This is a genomic window from Croceicoccus bisphenolivorans (assembly GCF_001634625.1).
Taxonomy (GTDB): domain Bacteria; phylum Pseudomonadota; class Alphaproteobacteria; order Sphingomonadales; family Sphingomonadaceae; genus Croceicoccus; species Croceicoccus bisphenolivorans.
Window position 1 is genome coordinate 76,633 of sequence record NZ_LRSE01000003.1, and the last position, 22,013, is coordinate 98,645.

The 22,013-nt window shown below is 63.7% G+C and carries 18 protein-coding genes; 4 read left to right on the top strand and 14 right to left on the bottom strand.

What is annotated here, in order from left to right; translation table 11 throughout:
- Window positions 1–33: 33 nt before the first annotated feature.
- From topA to plsY, 4 genes are all read right to left on the bottom strand, one after another.
- Window positions 34–2,592: a type I DNA topoisomerase gene (topA, locus tag A7A77_RS03545; RefSeq protein ID WP_066553758.1), complete on the bottom strand. Its 2,559-nt coding sequence runs from the start codon at window positions 2,590–2,592 to the stop codon at window positions 34–36.
- Window positions 2,593–2,738: 146 nt separating this feature from the next.
- A complete protein-coding gene (locus A7A77_RS03550; protein WP_066554423.1) occupies window positions 2,739–3,740 on the bottom strand; it encodes a hypothetical protein in 1,002 nt (333 codons plus the stop codon).
- Between the two features lie 123 nt (window positions 3,741–3,863).
- Complete coding sequence (gene dprA, locus A7A77_RS03555; protein ID WP_066553761.1) at window positions 3,864–4,964, bottom strand: DNA-processing protein DprA; 1,101 nt, start codon at window positions 4,962–4,964, stop codon at window positions 3,864–3,866.
- A gap of 12 nt (window positions 4,965–4,976) precedes the next feature.
- Complete coding sequence (gene plsY, locus A7A77_RS03560) at window positions 4,977–5,567, bottom strand: glycerol-3-phosphate 1-O-acyltransferase PlsY (protein WP_066553764.1); 591 nt, start codon at window positions 5,565–5,567, stop codon at window positions 4,977–4,979.
- A gap of 143 nt (window positions 5,568–5,710) precedes the next feature.
- On the opposite strand from plsY, the gene murI reads away from it, so the two are divergent.
- Window positions 5,711–6,526 (top strand): glutamate racemase, encoded by an 816-nt coding sequence (gene murI / locus A7A77_RS03565; protein ID WP_066553767.1) that lies wholly within the window; start codon window positions 5,711–5,713, stop codon window positions 6,524–6,526.
- Between the two features lie 259 nt (window positions 6,527–6,785).
- The gene (gene hemA / locus A7A77_RS03570; RefSeq protein WP_066554428.1) at window positions 6,786–8,000 is read left to right on the top strand and encodes a 5-aminolevulinate synthase; all 1,215 of its coding nucleotides are present in this window, start codon (window positions 6,786–6,788) and stop codon (window positions 7,998–8,000) included.
- 24 nt (window positions 8,001–8,024) lie between these two features.
- On the opposite strand, the gene A7A77_RS03575 is transcribed toward hemA, so the two are convergent.
- The 6 genes from A7A77_RS03575 to A7A77_RS03600 form a co-directional block, all read right to left on the bottom strand.
- Window positions 8,025–8,660, bottom strand: a complete 636-nt coding sequence (locus A7A77_RS03575) for a CPBP family intramembrane glutamic endopeptidase (protein WP_066553769.1) — start codon at window positions 8,658–8,660, stop codon at window positions 8,025–8,027.
- Between the two features lie 77 nt (window positions 8,661–8,737).
- On the bottom strand, window positions 8,738–9,952 hold the full coding sequence (locus A7A77_RS03580) for an alanine racemase (RefSeq protein ID WP_156500376.1): 1,215 nt from the start codon (window positions 9,950–9,952) through the stop codon (window positions 8,738–8,740).
- A gap of 271 nt (window positions 9,953–10,223) precedes the next feature.
- Entirely contained in the window at window positions 10,224–11,117 is an 894-nt protein-coding gene (locus A7A77_RS03585; protein WP_066553774.1) for a helix-turn-helix domain-containing protein, read from the bottom strand.
- A 504-nt stretch (window positions 11,118–11,621) separates the two neighbouring features.
- Complete coding sequence (locus A7A77_RS03590; protein ID WP_066553777.1) at window positions 11,622–12,803, bottom strand: carboxynorspermidine decarboxylase; 1,182 nt, start codon at window positions 12,801–12,803, stop codon at window positions 11,622–11,624.
- Between the two features lie 18 nt (window positions 12,804–12,821).
- On the bottom strand, window positions 12,822–13,211 hold the full coding sequence (locus A7A77_RS03595; RefSeq protein WP_082835877.1) for a hypothetical protein: 390 nt from the start codon (window positions 13,209–13,211) through the stop codon (window positions 12,822–12,824).
- A 5-nt stretch (window positions 13,212–13,216) separates the two neighbouring features.
- Window positions 13,217–14,428, bottom strand: coding sequence for a saccharopine dehydrogenase family protein (locus A7A77_RS03600; protein ID WP_066553780.1), 1,212 nt, complete (start codon window positions 14,426–14,428; stop codon window positions 13,217–13,219).
- Between the two features lie 143 nt (window positions 14,429–14,571).
- Between A7A77_RS03600 and A7A77_RS03605 the strand changes: the two genes are divergently transcribed.
- The gene (locus tag A7A77_RS03605) at window positions 14,572–15,003 is read left to right on the top strand and encodes an MAPEG family protein (protein WP_066553783.1); all 432 of its coding nucleotides are present in this window, start codon (window positions 14,572–14,574) and stop codon (window positions 15,001–15,003) included.
- Window positions 15,004–15,012: 9 nt separating this feature from the next.
- Here the strand turns inward: A7A77_RS03605 and A7A77_RS03610 are convergent, their stop codons facing one another.
- The 3 genes from A7A77_RS03610 to ilvD are packed head-to-tail and all read right to left on the bottom strand — an operon-like array spanning window position 15,013 to window position 19,491.
- Window positions 15,013–16,224 carry a class I SAM-dependent RNA methyltransferase gene (locus A7A77_RS03610; RefSeq protein WP_066553787.1) on the bottom strand — a complete coding sequence of 404 codons (1,212 nt, stop codon included), beginning with the start codon at window positions 16,222–16,224 and terminating at the stop codon, window positions 15,013–15,015.
- Window positions 16,221–17,624, bottom strand: coding sequence for a bifunctional ADP-dependent NAD(P)H-hydrate dehydratase/NAD(P)H-hydrate epimerase (locus tag A7A77_RS03615; protein WP_066553789.1), 1,404 nt, complete (start codon window positions 17,622–17,624; stop codon window positions 16,221–16,223). The genes A7A77_RS03610 and A7A77_RS03615 overlap by 4 nt, the downstream gene beginning before the upstream one ends.
- A gap of 7 nt (window positions 17,625–17,631) precedes the next feature.
- Window positions 17,632–19,491: a dihydroxy-acid dehydratase gene (ilvD, locus tag A7A77_RS03620; protein WP_066553792.1), complete on the bottom strand. Its 1,860-nt coding sequence runs from the start codon at window positions 19,489–19,491 to the stop codon at window positions 17,632–17,634.
- A gap of 136 nt (window positions 19,492–19,627) precedes the next feature.
- Between ilvD and A7A77_RS03625 the strand changes: the two genes are divergently transcribed.
- Window positions 19,628–20,059: a DUF3806 domain-containing protein gene (locus A7A77_RS03625; protein ID WP_066553796.1), complete on the top strand. Its 432-nt coding sequence runs from the start codon at window positions 19,628–19,630 to the stop codon at window positions 20,057–20,059.
- Between the two features lie 340 nt (window positions 20,060–20,399).
- Here A7A77_RS03625 and A7A77_RS03630 read toward each other — a convergent pair whose 3' ends face one another.
- Complete coding sequence (locus tag A7A77_RS03630; protein ID WP_066553798.1) at window positions 20,400–21,950, bottom strand: winged helix-turn-helix domain-containing protein; 1,551 nt, start codon at window positions 21,948–21,950, stop codon at window positions 20,400–20,402.
- Between the last annotated feature and the right edge of the window lie 63 nt (window positions 21,951–22,013).

Consider the following 22,013-nt stretch of genomic DNA (forward strand, 5'->3'; position numbering starts at 1 on the left):
CGCGGTCCGGTTCCCGGTTGGCAGGCAATGTCGTCATTCGTCCTTGGCAGCAGCCTTCTTGGCCGGTGCCTTCTTCTTGGGTGCGGCCTTTTTCTTCGGCGCTGCTTTCTTCGCCTTCTTCTTGGCCGGTCCCTTGGCCGCACGCTCGGTGATCAGTTTGACGGCCAGTTCCTCGGTCACGTCTTCGGGCTTCACATCGCGCGGGATCGTCGCGTTGGTCGTACCGTCGGTGACATAGGGGCCATAGCGGCCCGCCAGCAGCTTGATCTCGCCGCCGCTTTCGGGATGCGCTCCGAATGTCTTGAGCGGCTCTGCCTTGGCCCGCGTGCCGCGTCCGCCGCGGTTCTGCGCCTCGGCCAGCATCGTCACGGCTGCGTTCATGCCGGTGTCGAACACATCGGCAGTGCTGGTCAGCTTCGCGTACTTGCCGTCATGGCGAAGGTAGGGGCCATAGCGGCCGATGTTCGCCTCGATCTCCTTGCCCGTTTCGGGGTGGCTGCCCACGATGCGCGGCAGAGAGAGCAGCTTGACCGCCCATTCCAGATCCAGTTCCGGAATATCCTTGGGTATGGACGCCCGCGCCGCTTCCTTGCCGTCGCCCATCTGGATATAGGGCCCGAACCGGCCCGTCTTGCGCAAGATGTCCGCGCCTGTTTCCGGATGCTGGCCGACGACACCGTCCCCGCCTTCGTCGCCGTCTTCGCCCGGCTGGCCGAAGTTGCGGGTATACTTGCATTCGGGATAGTTCGAGCAGCCGATGAACGGCCCGTTGCGGCTGCCGCGAAGCGACAGGTGGCCCCCTTCCCTACCGGCATCGCCGCACAGCGGGCAGGCGCGTGGATCGCTGCCGTCTTCCTTGGGCGGGAAGAGGTAATCCTCAAGGAACTTGTCCAGCTCCTCGGTGATTTCCGAAGGTTTGTGCTCCATCACCTCGTCCGACTTCGGCTTGAAGTCGCGCCAGAATGCTTCGAGCACGGCGTGCCAGTCGACCCTGCCACCCGAAACGTCGTCCAGCTCCTCTTCCATGCCAGCCGTGAAATCGTAGGCGACGTAACGCTCGAAATAGCGTTCGAGGAAAGCGATCAGCAGGCGGCCTGAATCCTCGGCGAAGAAGCGGTTCTTTTCGGTGCGGACGTAGTTACGATCCTTCAGCACCTGGATGACCGAGGCGTACGTGGACGGACGCCCGATGCCCAGTTCCTCCATCCGTTTGACGAGGCTGGCTTCGGAAAAGCGCGGCGGGGGCTGGGTGAAGTGCTGGGTGGCTTCGACGCCGGTCTTCGCCGGACGGTCGCCCGACTTCATGAACGGCAGCAGGCCTTCCTCGTCATCTTCGCTCTTCTGGTCCAGCCCTTCCTCGTAAACCGCAAGGAAGCCGGGGAACTTCACGACCTGTCCGGTCGCGCGAAGCTCGTTCTGGCCCGTTCCGTCGCGCATGGTGACGGTCGTGCGCTCCAGCGCCGCAGACGCCATCTGGCTGGCCATCGCGCGCTTGTAGATGAGATCGTAGAGCTTGGCCGCATCGCCCTGCCCGGCCCGGTCCTTGCCGAAGTCGGTGGGTCGGATCGCCTCGTGCGCTTCCTGCGCGTTCTTGGCCTTTGTCTGGTAGTGGCGCGGCTGTTCGGGAAGGTAATGGCCGGAAAAACGGTCCGAAATCGCCTTGCGCGCCGCGCTGATCGCGCTCGGGTCCATCTGGACACCGTCGGTACGCATATAGGTGATGGCACCCTGTTCATACAGGCCCTGCGCCAGCCGCATCGTATGGCTGGCCGAATAGCCCAGCTTGCGCGCGGCTTCCTGTTGCAGCGTACTGGTGGTGAACGGCGGGGCCGGATTGCGGCGCTGCGGCTTGGTCTCGACATTCTCGACCGTGAAAAGGCCGTCCTCGACCGCCTTCTTCGCACGCATCGCCACGCCTTCGTCGCCAAGGCTCAGGCGTTCGAGCTTCTCGCCCTCGAACTTGACGAGGCGGGCGTCGAACTTCGTGCCGTCATGCTCCAGACGGGCAAGGACGTTCCAGTATTCCTGCGGGCGAAACGCCTCGATCTCGCGCTCGCGCTCCACGATCAGGCGCAGGGCGACAGACTGCACGCGGCCGGCCGATTTCGCACCGGGCAGCTTGCGCCACAGCACCGGCGACAGGGTAAAGCCGAATAGGTAGTCCAGCGCGCGGCGGGCGAGGTAGGCGTCGATCAGGTCGCGGTCCAGCTCGCGCGGGGCGGCCATCGCATCGGTCACCGCCTTCTTGGTGATGGCGTTGAACGTGACCCGCTCGACTTCCTTGGGCAGCGCCTTGCGCTTGGTCAGCAGTTCCTGAACGTGCCAGGAAATCGCCTCTCCCTCACGATCAGGGTCGGTGGCGAGAATCAGGCGGTCGGCCTGCTTGGCGGCATCGGCGATGGCGCGCACCTGCTTCTGCTTGTCGCCGTAAAGCTCCCAGTCCATCGCGAAGTTTTCGTCCGGGCGCACCGAACCGTCCTTGGGCGGCAAGTCGCGGACGTGGCCATAGCTGGCAAGGACCTTGTAGTCCGACCCGAGGTATTTTTCGATTGTCTTCGCCTTGGCAGGCGACTCGACGATAACAAGCTGCATTCAAATTTCCCGGGCGCGGGAACAGGACGTCCCTACGCGTATACGCGTGTGAATCTGGGTACCGCCCCCTGCGTTGGTCAAGCCGATAAAGCAAGGCCCGGCCGCAAAGACGCGACCGGGCCCCGGTTCAAATCATCGGGAACGGGTCAGCGCAGGCTTGCAAAACCGGCCAGGACGACGTCGTTGGCAAGCATCGCGGCCTTGGCAGCGCCCTCTTCGTAATTGCCCGGCTTGGCGGCGAACTCGAACTTGCGCGTCTTGCCGATCATCGGCAGCCCCAGCCCCTTGGCTGCGGCAACACCGGCGCCGATGTTTGCTGCGGCCTGTGCGGTCTTTTCGGTACCGCCTGTCGCGTCGGCCTGCTCGATGAAATCGCCGTCGACTGAAACCTGCTGCTCCAGCACGAGCTCGTCCTGCTTATTCACGCCTACAACGGTCAGCTTCGAATATTCCGGCACGACCGACAGATTCGCATTGACCTTCAGCCCGCCGAAACTAAACGCACCGGGGCGCTTCTGGTCGGAAAAGTCGATCAGATAGACCACGCTGACAAGCGGAATGCCGGTTTCGCTGACATAGCGCGCAATCGCGGCCTGACGCCCACCGGCGGCAAAGCCCTTCCCGATCGCGGCAAAACCGCCGGTCTTTTCGACAAGATCGCCCTGAAGCGTTAGCTGCAGCGGCAGCGCCGTCGGCTTCACGAAAGTCGCGATGCCGCTGCTCTTCTTTTCAAGCTGGATCTTCGTTTCGATGGGCCCTGTTCCGTCTGCTGCCTTCCGGATATCCTCGTTCGCGAATAATTCCGCAGCCGGAACAACCGCTACGCCCTGCGCGGCCAGCTTCGCCATGAAGTCGGCGTATGCGGCATCGACGACGGCCTGCATCATTTCCGGCGTCACGCCGACCAGCGTACTCTTCGCCTTCGTCACACCGCCGAACGCGCCCATCATCCCGCCGGTCTTCTTCGTCTGATCGGTCGATTCGAAAATGAAACCGACATTGAAGGCCGCCACGGCGACTTGCGCCGCGCCGTCCATCGCCCCGCGATCCTTGATCGACAGCGGTTCATCACCCTTGGCCTGAACCGGCTGCACCGCCAGCCCAAGTGCAAATGCGACAGCAAGGAAAAATCCCGAAATCTTCTTCATCAAATCCCCCATTTGGTGACGTGAAGTCAGCGCGGGACAATCACTTGCCGTCCCGCCAGCCCCACACCTCAATGCCAGCGTTGTCATCGCAACACTGCTTACAAATGCGGTCACGTTCGGTGCTCAGCCGTTCAGCGAAACCCGCCCGCCCGCGTGGCGCACCAGCCTACCGGCAAGTTCCAGTTCGAGCAGGGCAAGCTGCACCGAAGCCGTGCTCTCGCCGCTGGCACGTACGATATCGTCCACAGGAACGGGGGACGAGGAGAGCAGGTTTTCGATCATTGCCGGTTCCGGTTCCGCAGCGGGATCGACGGCAAACGATGCATAATCCTCGCGGTCCTCGCGGAAGGTGCTGCGCGGCTGGCCGGTGAACCCGTCCAGCAGTTCGGACACGTCCCCGGCCGTCTGCACCAGGATCGCGCCTTCGCGGATCAGCTGGTTGCAGCCGCGCGCCCGCCCATCCAGCGGGTTGCCGGGGATCGCCATGACCTCGCGCCCCGCCTCTCCCGCCAGCCTTGCGGTTATCAGTGAGCCCGATCGCGGAGCGGCTTCCACCACCAGCGTTCCGGCGCAAAGGCCCGCGATGATGCGGTTGCGGCCGGGAAAGTGACGCGCCTGCGGTTCGGTGCCGGGTGGCTGTTCGGCAATCAACACGCCTTCATTGGCGATCCGTTCCTGTAATTCTGCATGCTGCGGCGGGTAGGCGATGTCGATACCGCCCGCGATGATTGCCGCCGTTGCGCCGCTTGCCAGCGCCCCTTCGTGCGCCGCGCCGTCGATGCCGCGGGCAAGGCCCGACACGACAAGCCTGCCTTCACCGGCCAGTGCTTCGCCGAACTGGCGGGCCAGCTTCAGCGCGGCGGCGCTGGCATTGCGTGCACCGACGATGGCAACCGCGGGGCGCGCCAGCAGTGCCGGATCGCCGCGATAGGTGACGATGGGCGGTGCCGATGGCGCTTCGCGCAGCAGCGCCGGATAGGCGGGATCGTCGTGGAACAGGTACTTCGCACCGGCATCGCGCACTGCCGCGATCTCCGCCCGTATCCTGTCGACAGGCGCAGCCTGCTGACGCTTGCCGCCGCGCGCGGCAAGATCGGGCAGAGCCTCGATCGCGGTCACCGCGTTGCCGAACCGCGCCAGCAAGTGGCGGAACGTGACAGGGCCGACATTGGGGGAGCGCAACAGGCGAATGCGCGCGAAAGCTTCTTCCTGCGTGATCGGCATTACGGTCGCGGATCAGCCCTTCTTGCCGATGCGCGGTTCTTTGCCCGCAAGCAGGCGGCGGATATTGTCGCGGTGTCGCCACAGGACGACCAGCGCCATCGCCGCAAGCGCGGGGGCATAGACCTGATACCCCAGCAACTGCGCCGCGATCGGCGCCGCGATGGCCGCGCTCATTCCCCCAGCGGAAGATATGCGGGTTGCCACCAACACGCCCAGCCAGACGACCGCGAAGACCAGCCCGATCGGCCATGCAAGGCCAAGTGCCACGCCCATCAGCGTCGCCACGCCCTTGCCGCCGCGAAAGCGCAGCCAGACGGGATAGCAATGGCCGACGATGGCCGCGAAGCCGGCAATTGCCTCCAGCCCCGGAAAGAAACCGCGAGCGAGGAATACGACGGCAACGCCCTTTGCCAGATCGAGCAGCAAGGTCGCCGCAGCCAGCCCCTTGCGGCCGGTGCGCAGCACGTTCGTTGCGCCGGTCCCTCCCGATCCGATTTCATGCAGGTTCCCCGCCCCCGCCATGCGGGTCAGGATCACGCCGAACGGGATCGAACCGAATACATAGCCCAGCAACAGGGCCGAGATCAGCGCAGTGACTGACACGTCGTAGGATTCCTCTATTCCGGCAGGGGCGCACCCCAAGGTTGACCGGTTCTCTCGCGCCGGACGCTAGCCGCTTGATGTTACGGGCACAAGCAAGCGAACCTGCTTGCCAAGCGTTTCGGCTTTGCCCATGCAAACAGGCGATGAGCGACCAGGACGCCAGCCCCGATCCCGATGCCCCGATCCTGATCTTCGATTCGGGCGTCGGCGGGCTGTCGGTGCTTGATGCGGTGCGTGCGCTGATGCCCGATGCGCCGCTGATCTACGCGGCCGATACGGCCGGCCTGCCCTATGGCAGCAAGAGCGAGGCGGAGATCGCGGCGCGGGTCGCGGGCCTGCTGGGTCGCATGTCCGAACGGTTCCGCCCCCGCCTTGCCTGCATCGCCTGCAACACGGCCAGCACGATCGCGCTGGGCATGGTGCGCGAAGTGCTGCACATCCCGATCGTGGGCACCGTTCCCGCGATCAAGCCCGCAGCCGCCCTGACGAAAACCGGCACCATCGGCCTGATCGGAACGGAAGCGACGATCCGGCAAGCCTATGTCGACAATCTGGAGGCGGAGTTTGCGCAGGGAAAGACCCTGCTGCGCCTTGCCGCACCCGATCTCGTCGCCGCCGCCGAAGCGAAACTGCGTGGCGATCCGGTCGATCTTGGTGCGATCCGCAAGGCCGCAGAAGACCTGACGATGATGGCCAGCGGCAACACGATCGACGTACTGGTGCTGGCCTGTACCCACTTCCCGCTGTTGTCCGGCGAATTGCGGGAGGTATTCGGCTCCGAAGTAGAACTTGTCGATGGCGCAGCGGGCATCGCGCGCCGAATCGCGCAGCTGACGCAGGGCCAGTCGTTCGCGCGAAGCATCCCCGATAGGGCCGTGTTCACCAGTGCGGATGCCCGGCTGGATGCCCTGCGCCCGGCACTCGGTGCGCGGGGAATCGAAGATATCCTCGTCCTTTAGGTCAATTTGACCTGCCTCAAGGAAACCGTAGCCTGCGTGCGGCAGAGGAGTTGGCGGTCGCTACCCCTAGCGAGGGGGCGAAGGGTGGCGGCCAACCGGTCGCACCCGAACCGGGCACGGCCAGTCTTCCGCACGCAAATGTTTTGCATGGAGAAGCCTGATGGACTATGCGCGCCATGAACGGGACGGGCTCCGGTCGAAAGACCGGAATGGCAACCTGCGTGTCGCCAGCCGTCAGGAAAACGACGGAAGCGCATCTGTGAACTACGATCAGGTATTCGACCAAGCGATCGACCGGCTCCATAGCGAAGGTCGCTACCGCGTCTTCATCGACATCCTGCGCAACAAGGGCGCCTACCCCAACGCACGCTGCTTTGCCGGCCACAACGGTCCCAAGCCGATCACCGTGTGGTGCTCCAACGACTATCTCGCCATGGGTCAGCACCCAAAGGTGATCGAGGCGATGGAAAACGCCCTGCACGATGTGGGTGCAGGTTCGGGCGGCACGCGCAACATTGGCGGCAACACGCACTACCACGTCGATCTGGAGGCCGAGCTGGCCGACCTGCACGGCAAGGAAGGCGCACTGCTGTTCACCAGCGGCTATGTCTCCAACGACACGACGCTGACGACGCTTGGCAAGCTGCTGCCGGGCTGCGTGATCTTTTCCGACGAACTGAACCATGCATCCATGATCGCGGGCATCCGCAATTCGGGCTGCGAAAAGCGCGTGTGGCGGCACAACGATGTCGCGCATCTGGAAGAACTGCTGGCGGCCGAAAACCCCGACGTTCCCAAGCTGATCGCGTTCGAAAGCGTCTATTCGATGGATGGCGACGTTGCCCCGATCCACGCGATCTGCGACCTGGCTGAAAAGTACAACGCTCTCACCTACATCGACGAGGTGCACGCCGTCGGCATGTACGGCGCGCGCGGCGGCGGCATTTCGGAACGTGACGATGCGGCAGACCGCATCGACATCATCGAAGGCACGCTTGGCAAGGCGTTCGGCGTGATGGGCGGCTACATCGCCGCGGACAAGAAGATCATCGACTGCGTGCGTAGCTATGCACCCGGCTTCATCTTCACCACCTCGCTATCTCCGGTTCTCGTCGCGGGCGTGCTCGCCAGTGTACGGCATCTGAAGTCCAGCAGCGTGGAGCGTGAGGGCCAGCAGGCCGCTGCCGCCTTCCTGAAGCAGGCGATGCGCGATGCAGGGCTGCCGGTCATGGATTCGACCACGCACATCGTGCCGCTGATGGTTGGCGATCCGGTGATGGCCAAGAAGATCAGCGACATCCTGCTCGCCGAATATGGCGTCTACGTCCAGCCGATCAATTTCCCCACCGTTCCGCGCGGCACCGAACGCCTGCGCTTCACGCCCGGCCCTGCCCATACGCAGGAAATGATGACCGATCTGGTCACGGCGCTGGTCGAGATCTGGGAACGCATGGAGATACGGCTCGCCGCCTGATCCTGCGGCACGGCGACCGGGTTTTCAGGACAGGTAGAGCGCGGTCGTACCGATCAGGTTGAACGTCATGTGCGCGGCAATGCATGGCAGCAGGCGTCGCCCGCACAGCAGGTAGAGCGTGCCCAGCACGAAACCCGCAAAGCCGGTGACGACAGCGCCGCTGGCCCCGTAGTCCATGTGCGCCCAGCCGAACACGGCGCTGGATAGCAACATCAGGAACGGCGCGAAGCCCTTGCCGAAGATCTGCGCGCCCCAGCCGATGACATAGCCGCGGAAGATCACTTCCTCGATAATCGCGCTGCCCAGCGCAATCGCGAGCGTGATCACGAAGACCAGCGGATTGCCCGCCACCTGCTCCAGCCCCGACATGTTCAGCCCCTTGCCGAACCACTGTTCGACCAGCGGGCGGACGAGATTGGCGATGCCCCATGCCATTCCCGCCCCGACCAGAGCGCCAAGCACGATTGAGCCTGCCCGCCCCTTCCATTCCATTGCCAGTGCCGGCTTGCGCGAAGCCTTGAAGAAAGCCAGCCCGATGGCGGCCAGCGCGATGGAGGCAAGTATGCCCAGCCCCGGCCAGAGCAGGACGGGCAAGAGCGGCATCAGGCAGGCAATCGCGGCCAGCAACTTGCCCGCGGCCTTCGTGGTGGTCGATGACATGGGAAAACGTCCTAGGGCGGTAAGGCTAACGGTCTATTACCGTCGGGACCTTACCGCCCCGGAATCGAAGGTACAAATCAGCGCAGCGAGACCACGTTGTCCGAAACGCGCGGATCGTCGCGGTCGCCGCGATAGAGGCTGCTCATCGGTTCATCGTCGACCGTAGCCACGGGGCCGGTGCCGAAACCGTTGAAACCGGTGCGCATGGCCGCGCCATAGGCACCCAGCATGCCGACCTCGATATAGTCGCCCGCGCGGATGTCGCCCGGCAACTGGAACGGACCTTCCATGAAGTCCGCATCGTCGCAGGTGGGGCCGTAGAACGCGAAGTCCTCCGCCTCGACATCGTTGCCCGCCGTGCCGTCTGCCGCGATGCGGCGGACGGGGAAGCGCCAGCCGATGTGGGCGGCATCGAACAGCGCGCCATAGGCACCGTCGTTGATAAACAGCTCGTTCCCGCGGCGCTTTTCCACGCGCACGATCATCGAATTGTATTCCGCGCACAGCGCACGGCCCGGCTCGCACCACAATTCCGCGTTGTAGGCGATCGGCAGCGCATAGAAGTGCTGGTGGATGATCTTGAAGTAGTCTTCCAGCGGCGGCGGTTCCATGCCGGGATAGACCGACGGGAAGCCCCCGCCGACGTCGATCATGTCGATGACGACCGATGCTTCGGCAATCGCGGCACGCACGCGTTCCAGCGCCTGCACATAGGCGAACGGCGTCATCGCCTGCGAACCGACGTGGAAGCACACACCCAGCCAGTCGGCGACCTGGCGGGTCGCCTGAAGCAGCGCGGGCGCTTCGGTGAGGTCCACGCCGAACTTCGCGGCAAGCGACAGTTCCGAATATTCGGAAGAGACGCGCAGGCGCACGCAAAGGCGCAAGTCCTTGGCAGCCGCGCCGTCACGGGTAGTGGCGCGAACGATCTTCTCCAGTTCCTCGACCGAATCGAGGCTGAAGGTCTTGCAGCCGTGCCGGAAATACGCCTCTTCGATCGCGCGCTCGGTCTTGACCGGGTGCATGAAGCACAGCGTCGCTTCCGGCAGCGTCTCGCGCACAAGCCGCACTTCGGCGATCGAGGCGACGTCGTAATGCGTGACCCCCGCTTCCCACTGCAGCAGCAGCAGGTCGGCCGAAGGGTTCGCCTTCACCGCATAGAGCACTTTGCCGGGGAATTTCTGCACGAAGAACCGCGCCGCGCGCTTTGCTGCGTGCGGGCGATTGAGGATAACCGGTTCGTCCGGAGCGAGGTCGCGGACTACAGCAGTGGCGTCAGGATGATGGTGCAACTCAAGGGACCCCCAAAACATGGCGTTTCAGACAAGGCTGCCTTGCGGTTAGGAAGTCCCCTTGGGGCAGCGAGGGGCGCATATAAAACAGCCGACATGAACTGCAAGTTTAAAACGCGGTTCGACGCCGTGTTTTTGATGACAAATCGATGACAGGCAACCTTGTGGAGCCTGCAGATCCGCCCTTGCAGTGTGTGAGGGGAACGGGGTGAAGGCCATGCCGTTCCATGCCACGCCGCCAGCCGTGCCCATGGCGCGGCAGGGCGCAGGATCAGCCTCGCAAGCCGTTCGAGGTCGAACCGTGCGACAACGCGCCCGTTACCGCCATGAACAGCGGTCCTCCCGCCTTTGCTACTTCCGGCCCCACGTCGCGGTAGGTCGCCTTGCGCAAAACGTCTTCGCCTAGCGGTTCGAGCGGCGCGGGCTGAGCTTCGATGATCTCACGCATTCGGGCATCATCCACCTCGCGATCGCCGCTAAGGTCTCCCACGCGTTCGAGCACGATCGGAAAGGCCGCTGGGGTCCGCGCCGGATCCAGCGCCGAGAGCAGCAACAACCCCTCCAGCGAGTTGGCCCGTGGCAATGTCACGCCCTTCATGAGCACGATCAGCGGCGTGCGCCCGACCGGATCGAACAGGAATACGTAGAGGTTGCCCGCCATCGGGAACATCCAGCCGGTGAAGGTGAGCCCCGCCCCTTCCATCAGGACATCGATCATGCCCTCATCGTTCAGCCGGAACATCCCGTAATCGTGAAACAGTTCGCCCGGCATGACGAGCGATGGACGGGTGGTGCGCCAGAAACCTTCATAGGCCTTGGCCCTGAATTCGATCTCCGGTTCGGACGTGGCGACGATCTTGGCGAATGGCCCGTCGGGGATAGTTTCAATCCGCGCACCGGCATCGGGGCGGATCGCAAGGCCGATTCGCTTGGCCAGATCGGCCGTTTCCTCGTACCAATGGGCCAGCGTGAAGGTCGGGTAATGCTGCTGGAACACGCCCGTCAGCCGCGCAAGATTATGTTCGCCGGGATGAATTGTCCCTTTAACCCAACGCCCTACCAGCGACTTGTCGACACCGACCTGCTGAGCCAGCGCAACGCGGCTGAGCGAACAGGCCTTGAGCAACATATCAAGTTTTTCGGCAAGGTCAGAAACTCGCTTCATGCCGCCGAAATAACGGCTTACCGCAGATATGCAACCAGGTTGCACGATAGTTGCAACAGGATGCGCAGTCCGGTGCAACTCGTGAAGGGGGGCGGAGTGGCGCAAGGTGCCTCTCGTTCCGGTCACCAGTTGGGGGATTGGTTCCGGCGGGTCGCAGACCCGGTCGTGGCTATCGGTCGCGTCGACATAAAGCGGTGCCTCGGGGGGAGAATCCGTCTCTTCATTGGCACAGTGATCGCATGCGCCCGTTCCAGCGCAGGTGATCGCAGCAGGCGGGGTGCTTCGCGCACCCTTGCGGTTTTGAAAGGCGCCCGTCTGGCCTTTTCCCAACCGCGAACTTGCTGGCCTGGATTGGCGAGAGCTGTCCGCGGTCGTGGAACGGGGTTGTGGATCAATAGAGCCGTTTGTCCGGACGGCCTCTTCCTGACGGTCCGCCGATACCCCGGGTTAGTCCGAACCATCCACGTCCGCGGACCGCTCCGCCAATTTTCGTAGCGGTATTCCCTAGCTCAGCCTGTCGCGAAAGGCGTCGTAGCCGAAGCCCTTCACCTTATCGAGCATGCCGGTCTCGCTGTCCCACAGCCAGATCGAAGGCAGCGGCACGCCGTTGAAGGTATTGGTCTTCACCATCGAATAATGCGCCTGGTCAAGGAACGCGAAACGCGCACCCGGCTCCGGCTTGAACGGCAGGCGATAGTCGCCGATCACATCTCCGGCGAGGCAGGATGGACCGCCCAGCCGCACCGGCTCCACACCGGCTTCCTCCGGCAGTTCGCCCAGCATCGCGGGGCGGTAGGGTGCCTCGATCACGTCGGGCATGTGGCAGGTCGCCGAAACATCGGTGATGCCAAGCGGCATGCCGTTCCAGTGCGTATCGAGCAGCGTGCCGACAAGAATGCCCGCATCCAGAGCAACCGCCTCGCCCGGTTCCATGTAGATTTCGCAGCCCGTGGTATCGCGAACGTCGATCAGGAACCGGACCAGATCGTCGCGCTGGTAATCGCTGCGCGTGATGTGGTGCCCGCCGCCGAAGTTCAGCCATTTCAGATCGGGAATCACTTCCTCGATCCACGGCAGCAGCGCTTCCCACGTGCGCTTCAGCGGTTCGAAATCCTGTTCGCACAAAGTGTGGAAGTGCAGGCCGTCGATGCCCTCCAGATGCTCCTCGGTCAGCTGGTCGATCGGGAAGCCGAGCCGCGAATGCGGCGCGCAGGGATCATAGCGTGGCACTTCGCCTTCGGCATGCATCGGGTTGATGCGAAGCCCCACATCGAACGATTCGCCGCGGTTGCGCGCTGCCTCGATCTGCGGCTTGAACCGCTCGTGCTGCATCGGAGTGTTGAAGATGACATGGTCGGAAAGGCGGAGGATCTCCTCCATGTCCTCTTCCTTGTAGGCGGCGCAATAAGTAGCGATCTCGCCGTCGTAATGCTCTGCCGCCAGCAGTGCTTCCCACAGGCCCGATGTGCAGACCCCGTCGAGATATTCGCCGATCGTAGGAGCGACAGACCACATGGAAAATGCCTTGAGCGCGGAGAGTACCTTGATCCCCGCCCGGTCGCGGATATCGGCAAGTACGCGCAAGTTGTCCCGCAGCTTGGCCGTATCGACGACGAAGGCAGGACTGTCGACAAGGTTCAGGTCAAAGCGCGCAAAGGCCCCGGGATCGCCGGCACGGGTTTCCATGTTTTCAGTCCTGCCTGTTCAATCGACGCAGATCGCGCGGACGACCTTGCCGTCCACCACTTCGGCATAGCAGCCGAACAGCGCATCGTCTGCCTGACACGAGCCGACGACTTCGCCGTCCGGCCCGTCGTCCACCGCCGTCACGCACTTGCCGTCGCACTGCTGGTTGTCGGTGCAGGCGTTGCCGGCATCGGCATAGGGATGAACGCAGATCAGGCTCTGCATCCGCCCCCTCTGGTCAAGGAAACCGCCCGCAGCCTTGCAGGACTCCGCATCGGCCGCACCGGCACTGACCGGCGCTTGCGCATCAGGGGCGGCGATTTCATCGGCAGGCACCGGCTCGTCGGCCACCGCCTGCGTGCAGGCGGCAGCGAAGAGCAGGATCGGGGCAAGAAACAGCGCGCGCATGAAACTTAAAACGGCAACGGCGCGGGAAGTTCCTCGACCGTCCACGGCAACCCGTGCTTGTTCAGCATGTCCATGAAGGGATCGGGATCGAACTGCTCCATGTTGAACACGCCGTCACCCTTCCACGCGCCGGTCAGCACCATGGCCGCGCCGATCATCGCCGGAACGCCGGTGGTGTAGGATACGGCCTGGTTGCCGGTTTCCTCGTAAGCGTCTTCGTGATCGCAGATGTTCTTGATGTAGAACGTCTTCTCGCCCGAACCGTCAAGCGCTTCGCCCGTCGCGATGTCGCCGATGTTGGTCTTGCCCTTTGTCGTCGGGCCAAGCGACGCAGGTTCAGGCAACACGGCCTTCAGGAACTGCAGCGGAATGATCTCGACCCCGTTGTAGGTGACCGGATCGATGCGGGTCATGCCCACGTTCTGCAGGACGGTGAGGTGCTTGATGTACTCGTCCCCGAACGTCATCCAGAAGCGCGCACGCTCCATTTCCGGGATGAACCTCGCGAGGCTTTCCAGTTCCTCGTGATACATCATGTACATGTTCTTCGGGCCAACTGCCTCGAAGTCGAAGCTCTGCTTCACGCCCATCGCCGGGGTCTCGACGAATTCGCCGTTTTCCCAGTGGCGCGCGGGCGCGGTCACTTCGCGGATATTGATTTCCGGATTGAAGTTGGTGGCGAATGCCTGCCCGTGATCGCCGCCGTTGCAGTCGAGAATGTCGAGCGTGCGGATCGTCTTCAGCTTGTGCTTCTTCAGCCACATCGCGAATACGCTGGTGACGCCGGGATCGAAGCCCGAACCCAGCAGCGCCATCAGGCCGGCTTCCTTGAACCGCTCCTGATAGTCCCACTGCCAGCGATATTCGAACTTCGCGACGTCCTTCGGCTCGTAATTCGCCGTGTCCATGTAATCGACACCCGCGGCAAGGCAGGCGTCCATGATCGAAAGGTCCTGATAGGGAAGCGCGAGGTTCACGACGAGCTTGGGCTTCACCGCGTTGAGCAGCGCCGTGGTTGCCGCAACGTCGTCCGCATCGATCTGGTGCGTTTCCACGGTCACGCCAGTGCGCTGCTTCACCGATTCGGCGATGGCATCGCATTTCGATTTCGTCCGGCTCGCCAGCACGATTTCCGAAAAGATATCGCTGTTCATCGCCATCTTGTGGACCGCGACCGAACCGACACCACCTGCGCCGATCACCAGAACCTTACTCAAATCTCGTCTCCCGAACCTTGGGGAATGCCACTGCGTGAGCGGTGCATATAGTCCCCTCAGATGACAGAACAAGCGACGGTCTGGACAAGAGAGTGACTGCGCCGCATCACTGCCGCTCCGAAACGGGGATGGAGACAGGGGCAATGCCCGACAAGGCGATATTGATACCGGCAGCGCTGCTGGTCGTCTGGACGATGGTGATGGCGATCTGGATGGCCGTCGACCGGGTAAAGACCTTCACCAAGGCCAAGATCGACATCAACAAGGCCGCACCCGGCGCGCGCGGTGTCGACTTGCAGAAGATGCTGCCGCCCGGCAGCGACTGGCCCGCCCACAACTACATGCACCTGATGGAGCAGCCGACGGTGTTCTACGCCGCCGTGGTGATCCTCTCGATCGGTGGGCCAAGCGGATATGACTACGGACTGGCATGGGCCTACTTAGTGCTGCGCGTGGTGCATTCGGTGTACCAGGCGAAGATCAACGTGGTGAAAATTCGCGGCGCGCTGTTCGTCGTTTCGACGCTGGTGATGCTGATCCTGTCGATCAGGGCGCTACTGTCGGTGCTGAATTAGGGCCAGAACCTAACGCACGAAGAGGCTGGCCAGTTCGACGTGAGTGGACCACCGGAACTGGCCGACAGGGCGCAGATGCTCCAGCCGGTATCCGCCCGCCACCAGCGTTGCCGCATCCTTGGCCCAGCTGGACGGGTTGCAACTGATGTAGCACACGCGCTGCACGGTGCTTTCGGCCAGCCTTGCCACCTGTTCCTTCGCGCCGGCGCGCGGGGGATCGAGCAGGACGGCATCGAAACGGTTCAGTTCCGCAGGCAGAAGCGGGTTGCGGAAAAGGTCACGGTGCTGGACGAACACCTGCCGCCCCGAATTCGCCTGGGCCGCACCCGCAGCCGCCTTGCAGGCCATGTGCGCATCGCGCGCAGCCTCTGCCGCAAGCACTTTCGCGCCATCCGAAAGCGCAAATGCAAACGTGCCGAGGCCGGAGAACAGGTCGGCCACCGTCTTCGCACCTGCCAACCACTCGCGGGCATCGGCGATCAGTGCTGCCTCTCCCTCGCGCGTGGGCTGCAAAAAGCTTCCGGGCGGCAGTGAGACCGGAACGCCACCAAGCATGACGGTAACCGGCTCCGGCTCCCAATGCGTTTCGGGGCCATAGCCATCGTCCAGCGTCAGGCGGGCAACGCCCAGCTTCTGGGCAAAGGCGATCAGGCTTTCTGTTTCCGCCAGCCCTTCGGGCATGAAACCCTTCACGTTGCAGTCGACGCCCTGATCGGCCAGCGTCAGGTGAATGTCGGCAGACAGCTTCTTGCGCGCAAAACTGCGCAACATACCGCGCAAGGGTTCGACCAACGCGAACAGTTCCGGCGCGAGGACGGGACACTCGGCCAGATCGACCAGCGCATGGCTGCGCCCTTCGCGAAAACCGATCCGGACTGAACGGCCTTTCCCTTCCACGTGAAGCGTCGCACGGCGGCGGCTGTTCGGGGGCGAAAGGTGCGGCAGATCGAAATGCACAGCCTCCAGCCCCTGCCCCGTGGCGGCATTGGCAACACGATCCCGCACGAACGCGGTCCAGCTTTCCTCGTCCAGCTGCTGCAACTGGCATCCGCCGCATTTGCCGAAATGGCGGCACGGCGGTTCAGCACGGTGCGGCCCCGGTGTGACGGCACCATCGGGTGCCACGATGTCCCCGGGCGCGGTCAGCGGCACATGGCGGCCAGACGCGGTGACGCCATCGCCCTTGGCGGCGATCCGCAGGATTTCTTCGGTTTCACTCACAGACAGTTCGCCATCGCCGGTTGCACATGATCGGCAAGGTTCCCCGCATGGAACGCCGGCCCCGCCAGCCGCGCGGCCTCCCCATGCAGCCACACCGCTTCGTTCGCCGCCGCCCAGGCATCGGCGGTAACTGCAAGGCGCGCGGCGCAAAGCCCTGCCAGCACATCGCCCGTGCCCGCAACGGACAGCCAGCTTGGTGCCTTTCCGGCAAACGCGATCCTGCCGTCCGGCGCGGCGATCACCGTGTCTGGCCCCTTGGCGACAACGACTGCTCCGCTTGCACGCGCGAGGGCCTGTGCCCGGTCCGGCTTGCCGCCGCCGGAAAGCCCGAAATGCCGTTCCAGCCGCGAAAGTTCGCCTTCATGCGGGGTTAGGATCGCCCCGGCTGCCGGCCGGTCCAGCAACATCAGCGCATCGGCATCGAGCACCGCGCGGTGCCCGCTGGCCAGTGCTGCGTTCAGCCGCGCCCGCGCATTGTCGTCGCGCCCCAGCCCCGGCCCGACCAGCACGGCGGCAATCCGCTCGTCCAACAGCGCATCGGACAGGCCATCATCGCCGGTAGACTGCACCACCAGCCAATCGGGAGCACCGCACTCCCCACGCGCCAGCAGTTTCACATAACCCGCCCCGCCGTGGGCCGCCGCACGCGATGCAAGCAGCGCCGCCCCCGACATCGCGCCGCCGACAACAGCGACAAGGCCACGCCGATACTTGTGCGCATCGGGCGCGGGCACGGAGAGCTGCGGCTTCGACACCGTGACAGCGCCACCCCGCGCTTTCGCAGCGCCGATATCGACCAGCCTCGCCATGTCCCAATGCGCCATCGCCGGCATCAGGAAATGCGCACGCTTCCAATAACCCAGCGCGATGCACAGCGCATAGTGCGGAAGGTTCGCGGCAAGGATTGCGCCGGTATTGCTGTCGATCCCGCTCGGCACGTCGATGGCAACGGTGCGGTGGTGGCGCGCGGCAAGACCCGCCAGCAGCGCGTTCATCCCGTCCGACAGCATCCGCGACAGGCCGGTGCCGAACAGGCAGTCGACAAGGATCCAGCCCTTCGCGTCACCCGCATCGGCCACCCTGCCGCGATAGAGCGAGGCCGCGCGCCTTGCCGCATCCGTGCCCGGATCGCGCGCGGCGACGACCTGTACTTCGCCGCCGCGTTCGCGGATCGCCTCGGCAATAACGTACCCGTCGCCGCCGTTGTTGCCGGGGCCGCACAGCACCGTCACGCCATGCCCGTGGGGTGCGCCCGCAGCCATGCGCCAGACATATTCCGCCGCCCCGCGCCCCGCGCGCTGCATCAGTTCGTGAACGTCTGTGCCGCCATCCATCAGCCGCTCTTCCGCCGCGACCATCTGCGCGACGGTGAGCACCTGATCGGCGGCGGCGAAGGTCATCGCGGGATCAGCGTCGCGACGTGATGAACGACAGGTCGCGTACTGCCCCGCGCGCGGCACTCGTCGCCATCGCGGCATAGGCCTTGAGCGCGGTCGAAACCCGACGCGGGCGCGGGTGGGAGGGGGCCCATGCCGCTTCGCCCTTCGCGTCCATCGCGATCCGGCGCTCGGCCAGAACCTCGTCCGTCACCGCGACATTGATCGTCCGGTTCGGGATGTCGATCTCGATCAGGTCACCCTCCTCGACCAGCCCGATGGCGCCGCCTTCGGCCGCTTCGGGAGAGGCATGGCCGATGGAGAGGCCCGAGGTGCCGCCCGAAAAGCGCCCGTCGGTGATCAGCGCGCATGCCGCGCCCAGCCCCTTCGACTTCAGGTAGCTGGTGGGGTAGAGCATTTCCTGCATGCCCGGCCCGCCGCGCGGCCCTTCGTAGCGGATCACGACGACGTCGCCCGCAACGACCTGCCCGCCAAGGATGCCGACGACTGCCGCTTCCTGGCTTTCGAACACCTTGGCCGGCCCCTTGAAGGTCAGGATCTTTTCATCGACGCCCGCCGTCTTCACGATGCAGCCGTCGCGCGCGATGTTGCCGTAAAGCACCGCCAGTCCGCCGTCCTTGCTGAACGCGTTTTCGGCGTTGCGGATCACCCCGCCGACGCGGTCGGTGTCGATCTCGTCCCAGCGGCGGTTCTGGCTGAACGCGGTCTGCGTCGGCACCCCGCCCGGCGCCGCGGCGTAGAATTCGCGCACGCTGTCGCTGTTCGTGCGGCCCACGTCCCAGCGCTCCAGCGCCTCGCCCATCGTGCGGCTGTGCACGGTGGGGCAATCGGCATTGATCAGGCCGGCCCGCTCCAGCTCTCCCAAAATCGCCATGATGCCGCCGGCGCGGTGGACGTCTTCCATGTGGACGTCGGACTTGGCGGGGGCTACCTTCGACAGGCACGGCACCTTGCGGGAAAGCCGGTCGATGTCGGCCATCGTGAAGTCGATTTCGCCTTCATGTGCGGCGGCGAGCAGGTGGAGCACGGTGTTGGTCGACCCACCCATCGCGATGTCCAGGCTCATCGCATTCTCGAACGCGGCGAAGCTGGCGATATTGCGCGGCAGGACGCTTTCGTCCTCTTCCTCGTAGTACTTCTTGCAAAGGTCCACGACAGTGCGCCCCGCCTCACGGAACAGCTTCTCGCGGTCCGCGTGGGTTGCCAGCATCGAACCGTTGCCGGGCAGCGACAGGCCCAGTGCTTCGGTCAGGCAGTTCATCGAATTCGCGGTGAACATGCCGCTGCACGAACCGCAAGTCGGGCAGGCGGAGCGTTCGATGGCCTGCACGTCTTCGTCCGAAACGCTGTCGTCGGCGGCGGCAACCATCGCGTCGACAAGATCGAGCGCGACTTCCTTGCCCTTCAGCACGACTTTGCCCGCTTCCATCGGGCCGCCCGACACGAAGACGACGGGGATATTGAGCCTGAGCGCCGCCATCAGCATCCCCGGCGTGATCTTGTCGCAGTTGGAGATGCAGACGATCGCATCCGCACAGTGGGCGTTCACCATGAACTCCACCGAATCGGCGATAAGGTCGCGGCTGGGCAGCGAATAGAGCATGCCGTCGTGGCCCATCGCGATGCCGTCATCGACGGCGATGGTGTTGAATTCCTTGGCAACGCCGCCCGCCGCCTCGATCTCTCCGGCGACCAGCTGGCCCAGATCCTTCAGGTGGACGTGGCCGGGCACGAACTGGGTGAAGGAATTGGCGATCGCGATGATCGGCTTTCCGAAGTCGCTATCCTTCATGCCCGTCGCGCGCCAGAGGCCGCGCGCGCCCGCCATGTTGCGGCCGTGGGTCGATGTGCGTGAACGATAGGCGGGCATTTGCTTGGCTCCGGATAGAATTTCGCTGCCCGTCACTAGCGGCAGCGGCGGGCAAGTCTAGGCCCCAATCGCGCGCTTTGCCATGTCTGCGGTCACGATTTCGCAAGTGCCGCATTGCGTGCTATGCTCCCCCGCAATGGACGATATTCCCCGCTACCGGCTCGAAGACCCGGAGCGAGAGTGGCTCGAAGAGTCGCGATCGTGGATCAAGGGTCACTTCAGCGAAAAGGCTGAAGACAATTACGACGATACCGACGCCAAGCTCGCCGTGGTGCGCGCCAACCTTGCCCATGGATGGGTAAAGGCGGATGACACCTGGAAGCTGCAGGCACTCGGCATCGCGCTGGGCGATGCGCTGGCGGATGACCTGATGCTGGACTGGATCACGGTGGACGATGAATACGGCCGCGTTCCGGCGCTGAACTGGCCGGGCACCTCGATCGTGCTTTATCCGGTGACGATGATATCCCAGCGGATCGAGGCGGGCGAGGATGTCGATGTCGACGTGATGTTCGAACAGACCCGCGAAAAACTGCAGGAAATCGCGTTCAGCGGCGACGTTGAATAAGCACGACAGGGTGACAAAGGTGACACCCTGTCACCCATGTCCAACAGCCGCAAGCCCGCAGGAAAGCTGGCTTTGAGCGCACGCGTCACGGGTGACACTGTGCAGGCAAGGACCAACGATGGCAAAGAGCGGCGCGCATCATGACGCGGCGCCGGCGTGTAGGAAAATGGTTTGTGATTGCGGGATGCGATGGCGAGTTACGGGGTTGTGCCGGTAGGAGCCGAATGACCGATATGGCGTGAAGCGTAGCCGTTGTCGAATGCCCGATACTATACCCGTAAAAAGGTCGAGAGTGGACTCTCGCGCCGGAACATCAGGTCGACACGATCATACGCGAAGGTCAGGTTTTGCGGTAATCAGGCGGCGAGCCGGATGTTTGCCAATACCGCTCGAGTCCGATTTTCGACACCAGGGTTTCAAATCGAGGATCTGCACGCATGGGCGCGGTCACCGGCTCAAACAACAGTCGCGTTTGCCGCTGGTCGATGGATACGCTGCTTCCAGGTTTGGAATCGCTCCCCGGCAAGAAAAAATCGGGGACGCTGTAGCCGCTGCTGAAATAGTAGGCGTTTGCAACGTCGAACGCTTCGTTCACTCGGCCAAGGGCACTTAAACCTCTCAAGGCCAGTTCCGCCTCATACATACATAAGCGTGCCCGACTGACGAGTAAGCGGGTGACCGCGTCGACCTGCTTGCTGTCCTGGGTTTCCAATGCCTTTGCCAGAGTGTCAAACCTAGCCACCCTTTCCGGGACGGTTCCCGTTGGCGCATTCCGCGTATCGTGTGCAAGTGCGATCGCAGCGTCGAATTCGCCGTTATAGAGCTTTATATACAATCGGGTCAGCCAGATAGACACCTGCGTGGGGTATAGCGAGGCGGCCTTGTCCAGTTCACGGTCTGCGTCTTCGATCTGCCCTGCGCTCCATAGCCCCAATATCAAATTGTTGTGATCTGCCGGGGTCAGAGGGCCGTCCGGCAGACGGCGAAACAGGGACACGGCCTCGAGATTGCGTCCGACGCAGGGAAGGGCAGTAGCTGTATAGACGATGGCGTCATAATTATCGGGCTCGGCCTTAAGTGCCCGGCGTTGGCACCGGTCCCGCTCAAGATAATGTCCGATAAGCGGCAGCGCGACCGACCGGGCGATTTCACCGCAGGCGTTGTCGGGATCAAGCTCCAGTGCTTGTTGCGCCGCGGACTCGGCCCGCACGCGCAGGCTCTGGGCCTCCGGTCGCTCACGATAGTGCGAGACCACGCCGTAGGCGATGCCCAGCCGGCCCCACCCGTCCGCGAAAGTCGGAGCCAGTTCGACGACGTTCCTGAGAAGGCCGATGCTCTGGTTTTGCGCATCGCGCGTGTTTTGCCCCAGAAGCTGCCGCGATTGATCCAGCAGATCCCTGATTTCGGGTGAAACCGCGCCTCGCTCCCGCGACCGGTTGTACCATGCACCGCCACCCAGCAACGCCAGGGCACCCGAACCGAGCATGACCCCTCTGCGATCCATGGCGAATAATGTCGGCAAGCGCGAGGGTGGGCGGGCCAATCGTCCTTCCGCGTCAAGGATAAGCCGATAGCCGATCTTGTTGAGGGTTTCGATCCTGGCAATGTCTTCGCCGACTTTCCTCACCGCCTTGCGCAACCGCGAGATGACGCGATTGATGGCATCTTCGCCGACAATCCGTCCGTCCCAACAACTGTCGATCAGATCGTCTCGGGTAACGATGCCGCCATCTGCGCGGGCGAGCGCAACCAGAACCTGCATGACCCGGTGTTCAAGGACTATCGGTTCGCCATCGGGACCGATCAGTTCGCGCGTGCGGGGCAGGATCGTAAGCGGACCCGCATTGAAGTCCACCTCGTGAGCGAGATCTATTCTGGTCACAGTCATCATCTGGTGACCCGGTAATATTCGATGCGCCTGAAACTTATGGTGAAGGGGCAAGCGAGTCAATGC

What these genes read in the sequence shown, in the direction of transcription:
- A7A77_RS03615 (WP_066553789.1), bottom strand. Translation starts at nt 17,624, where the DNA reads ATGACCTTCGCCGCCGCCGATCAGGTGCTCACCGTCGCGCAGATGGTC.
- A7A77_RS03625 (WP_066553796.1), top strand. Translation starts at nt 19,628, where the DNA reads ATGGACGATATTCCCCGCTACCGGCTCGAAGACCCGGAGCGAGAGTGG.
- dprA (WP_066553761.1), bottom strand. Translation starts at nt 4,964, where the DNA reads ATGCCGATCACGCAGGAAGAAGCTTTCGCGCGCATTCGCCTGTTGCGC.
- topA (WP_066553758.1), bottom strand. Translation starts at nt 2,592, where the DNA reads ATGCAGCTTGTTATCGTCGAGTCGCCTGCCAAGGCGAAGACAATCGAA.
- A7A77_RS03605 (WP_066553783.1), top strand. Translation starts at nt 14,572, where the DNA reads ATGCCCGACAAGGCGATATTGATACCGGCAGCGCTGCTGGTCGTCTGG.
- murI (WP_066553767.1), top strand. Translation starts at nt 5,711, where the DNA reads ATGAGCGACCAGGACGCCAGCCCCGATCCCGATGCCCCGATCCTGATC.
- A7A77_RS03550 (WP_066554423.1), bottom strand. Translation starts at nt 3,740, where the DNA reads ATGAAGAAGATTTCGGGATTTTTCCTTGCTGTCGCATTTGCACTTGGG.
- A7A77_RS03630 (WP_066553798.1), bottom strand. Translation starts at nt 21,950, where the DNA reads ATGATGACTGTGACCAGAATAGATCTCGCTCACGAGGTGGACTTCAAT.
- ilvD (WP_066553792.1), bottom strand. Translation starts at nt 19,491, where the DNA reads ATGCCCGCCTATCGTTCACGCACATCGACCCACGGCCGCAACATGGCG.
- A7A77_RS03575 (WP_066553769.1), bottom strand. Translation starts at nt 8,660, where the DNA reads ATGTCATCGACCACCACGAAGGCCGCGGGCAAGTTGCTGGCCGCGATT.
- A7A77_RS03590 (WP_066553777.1), bottom strand. Translation starts at nt 12,803, where the DNA reads ATGGAAACCCGTGCCGGCGATCCCGGGGCCTTTGCGCGCTTTGACCTG.
- A7A77_RS03585 (WP_066553774.1), bottom strand. Translation starts at nt 11,117, where the DNA reads ATGAAGCGAGTTTCTGACCTTGCCGAAAAACTTGATATGTTGCTCAAG.
- A7A77_RS03595 (WP_082835877.1), bottom strand. Translation starts at nt 13,211, where the DNA reads ATGCGCGCGCTGTTTCTTGCCCCGATCCTGCTCTTCGCTGCCGCCTGC.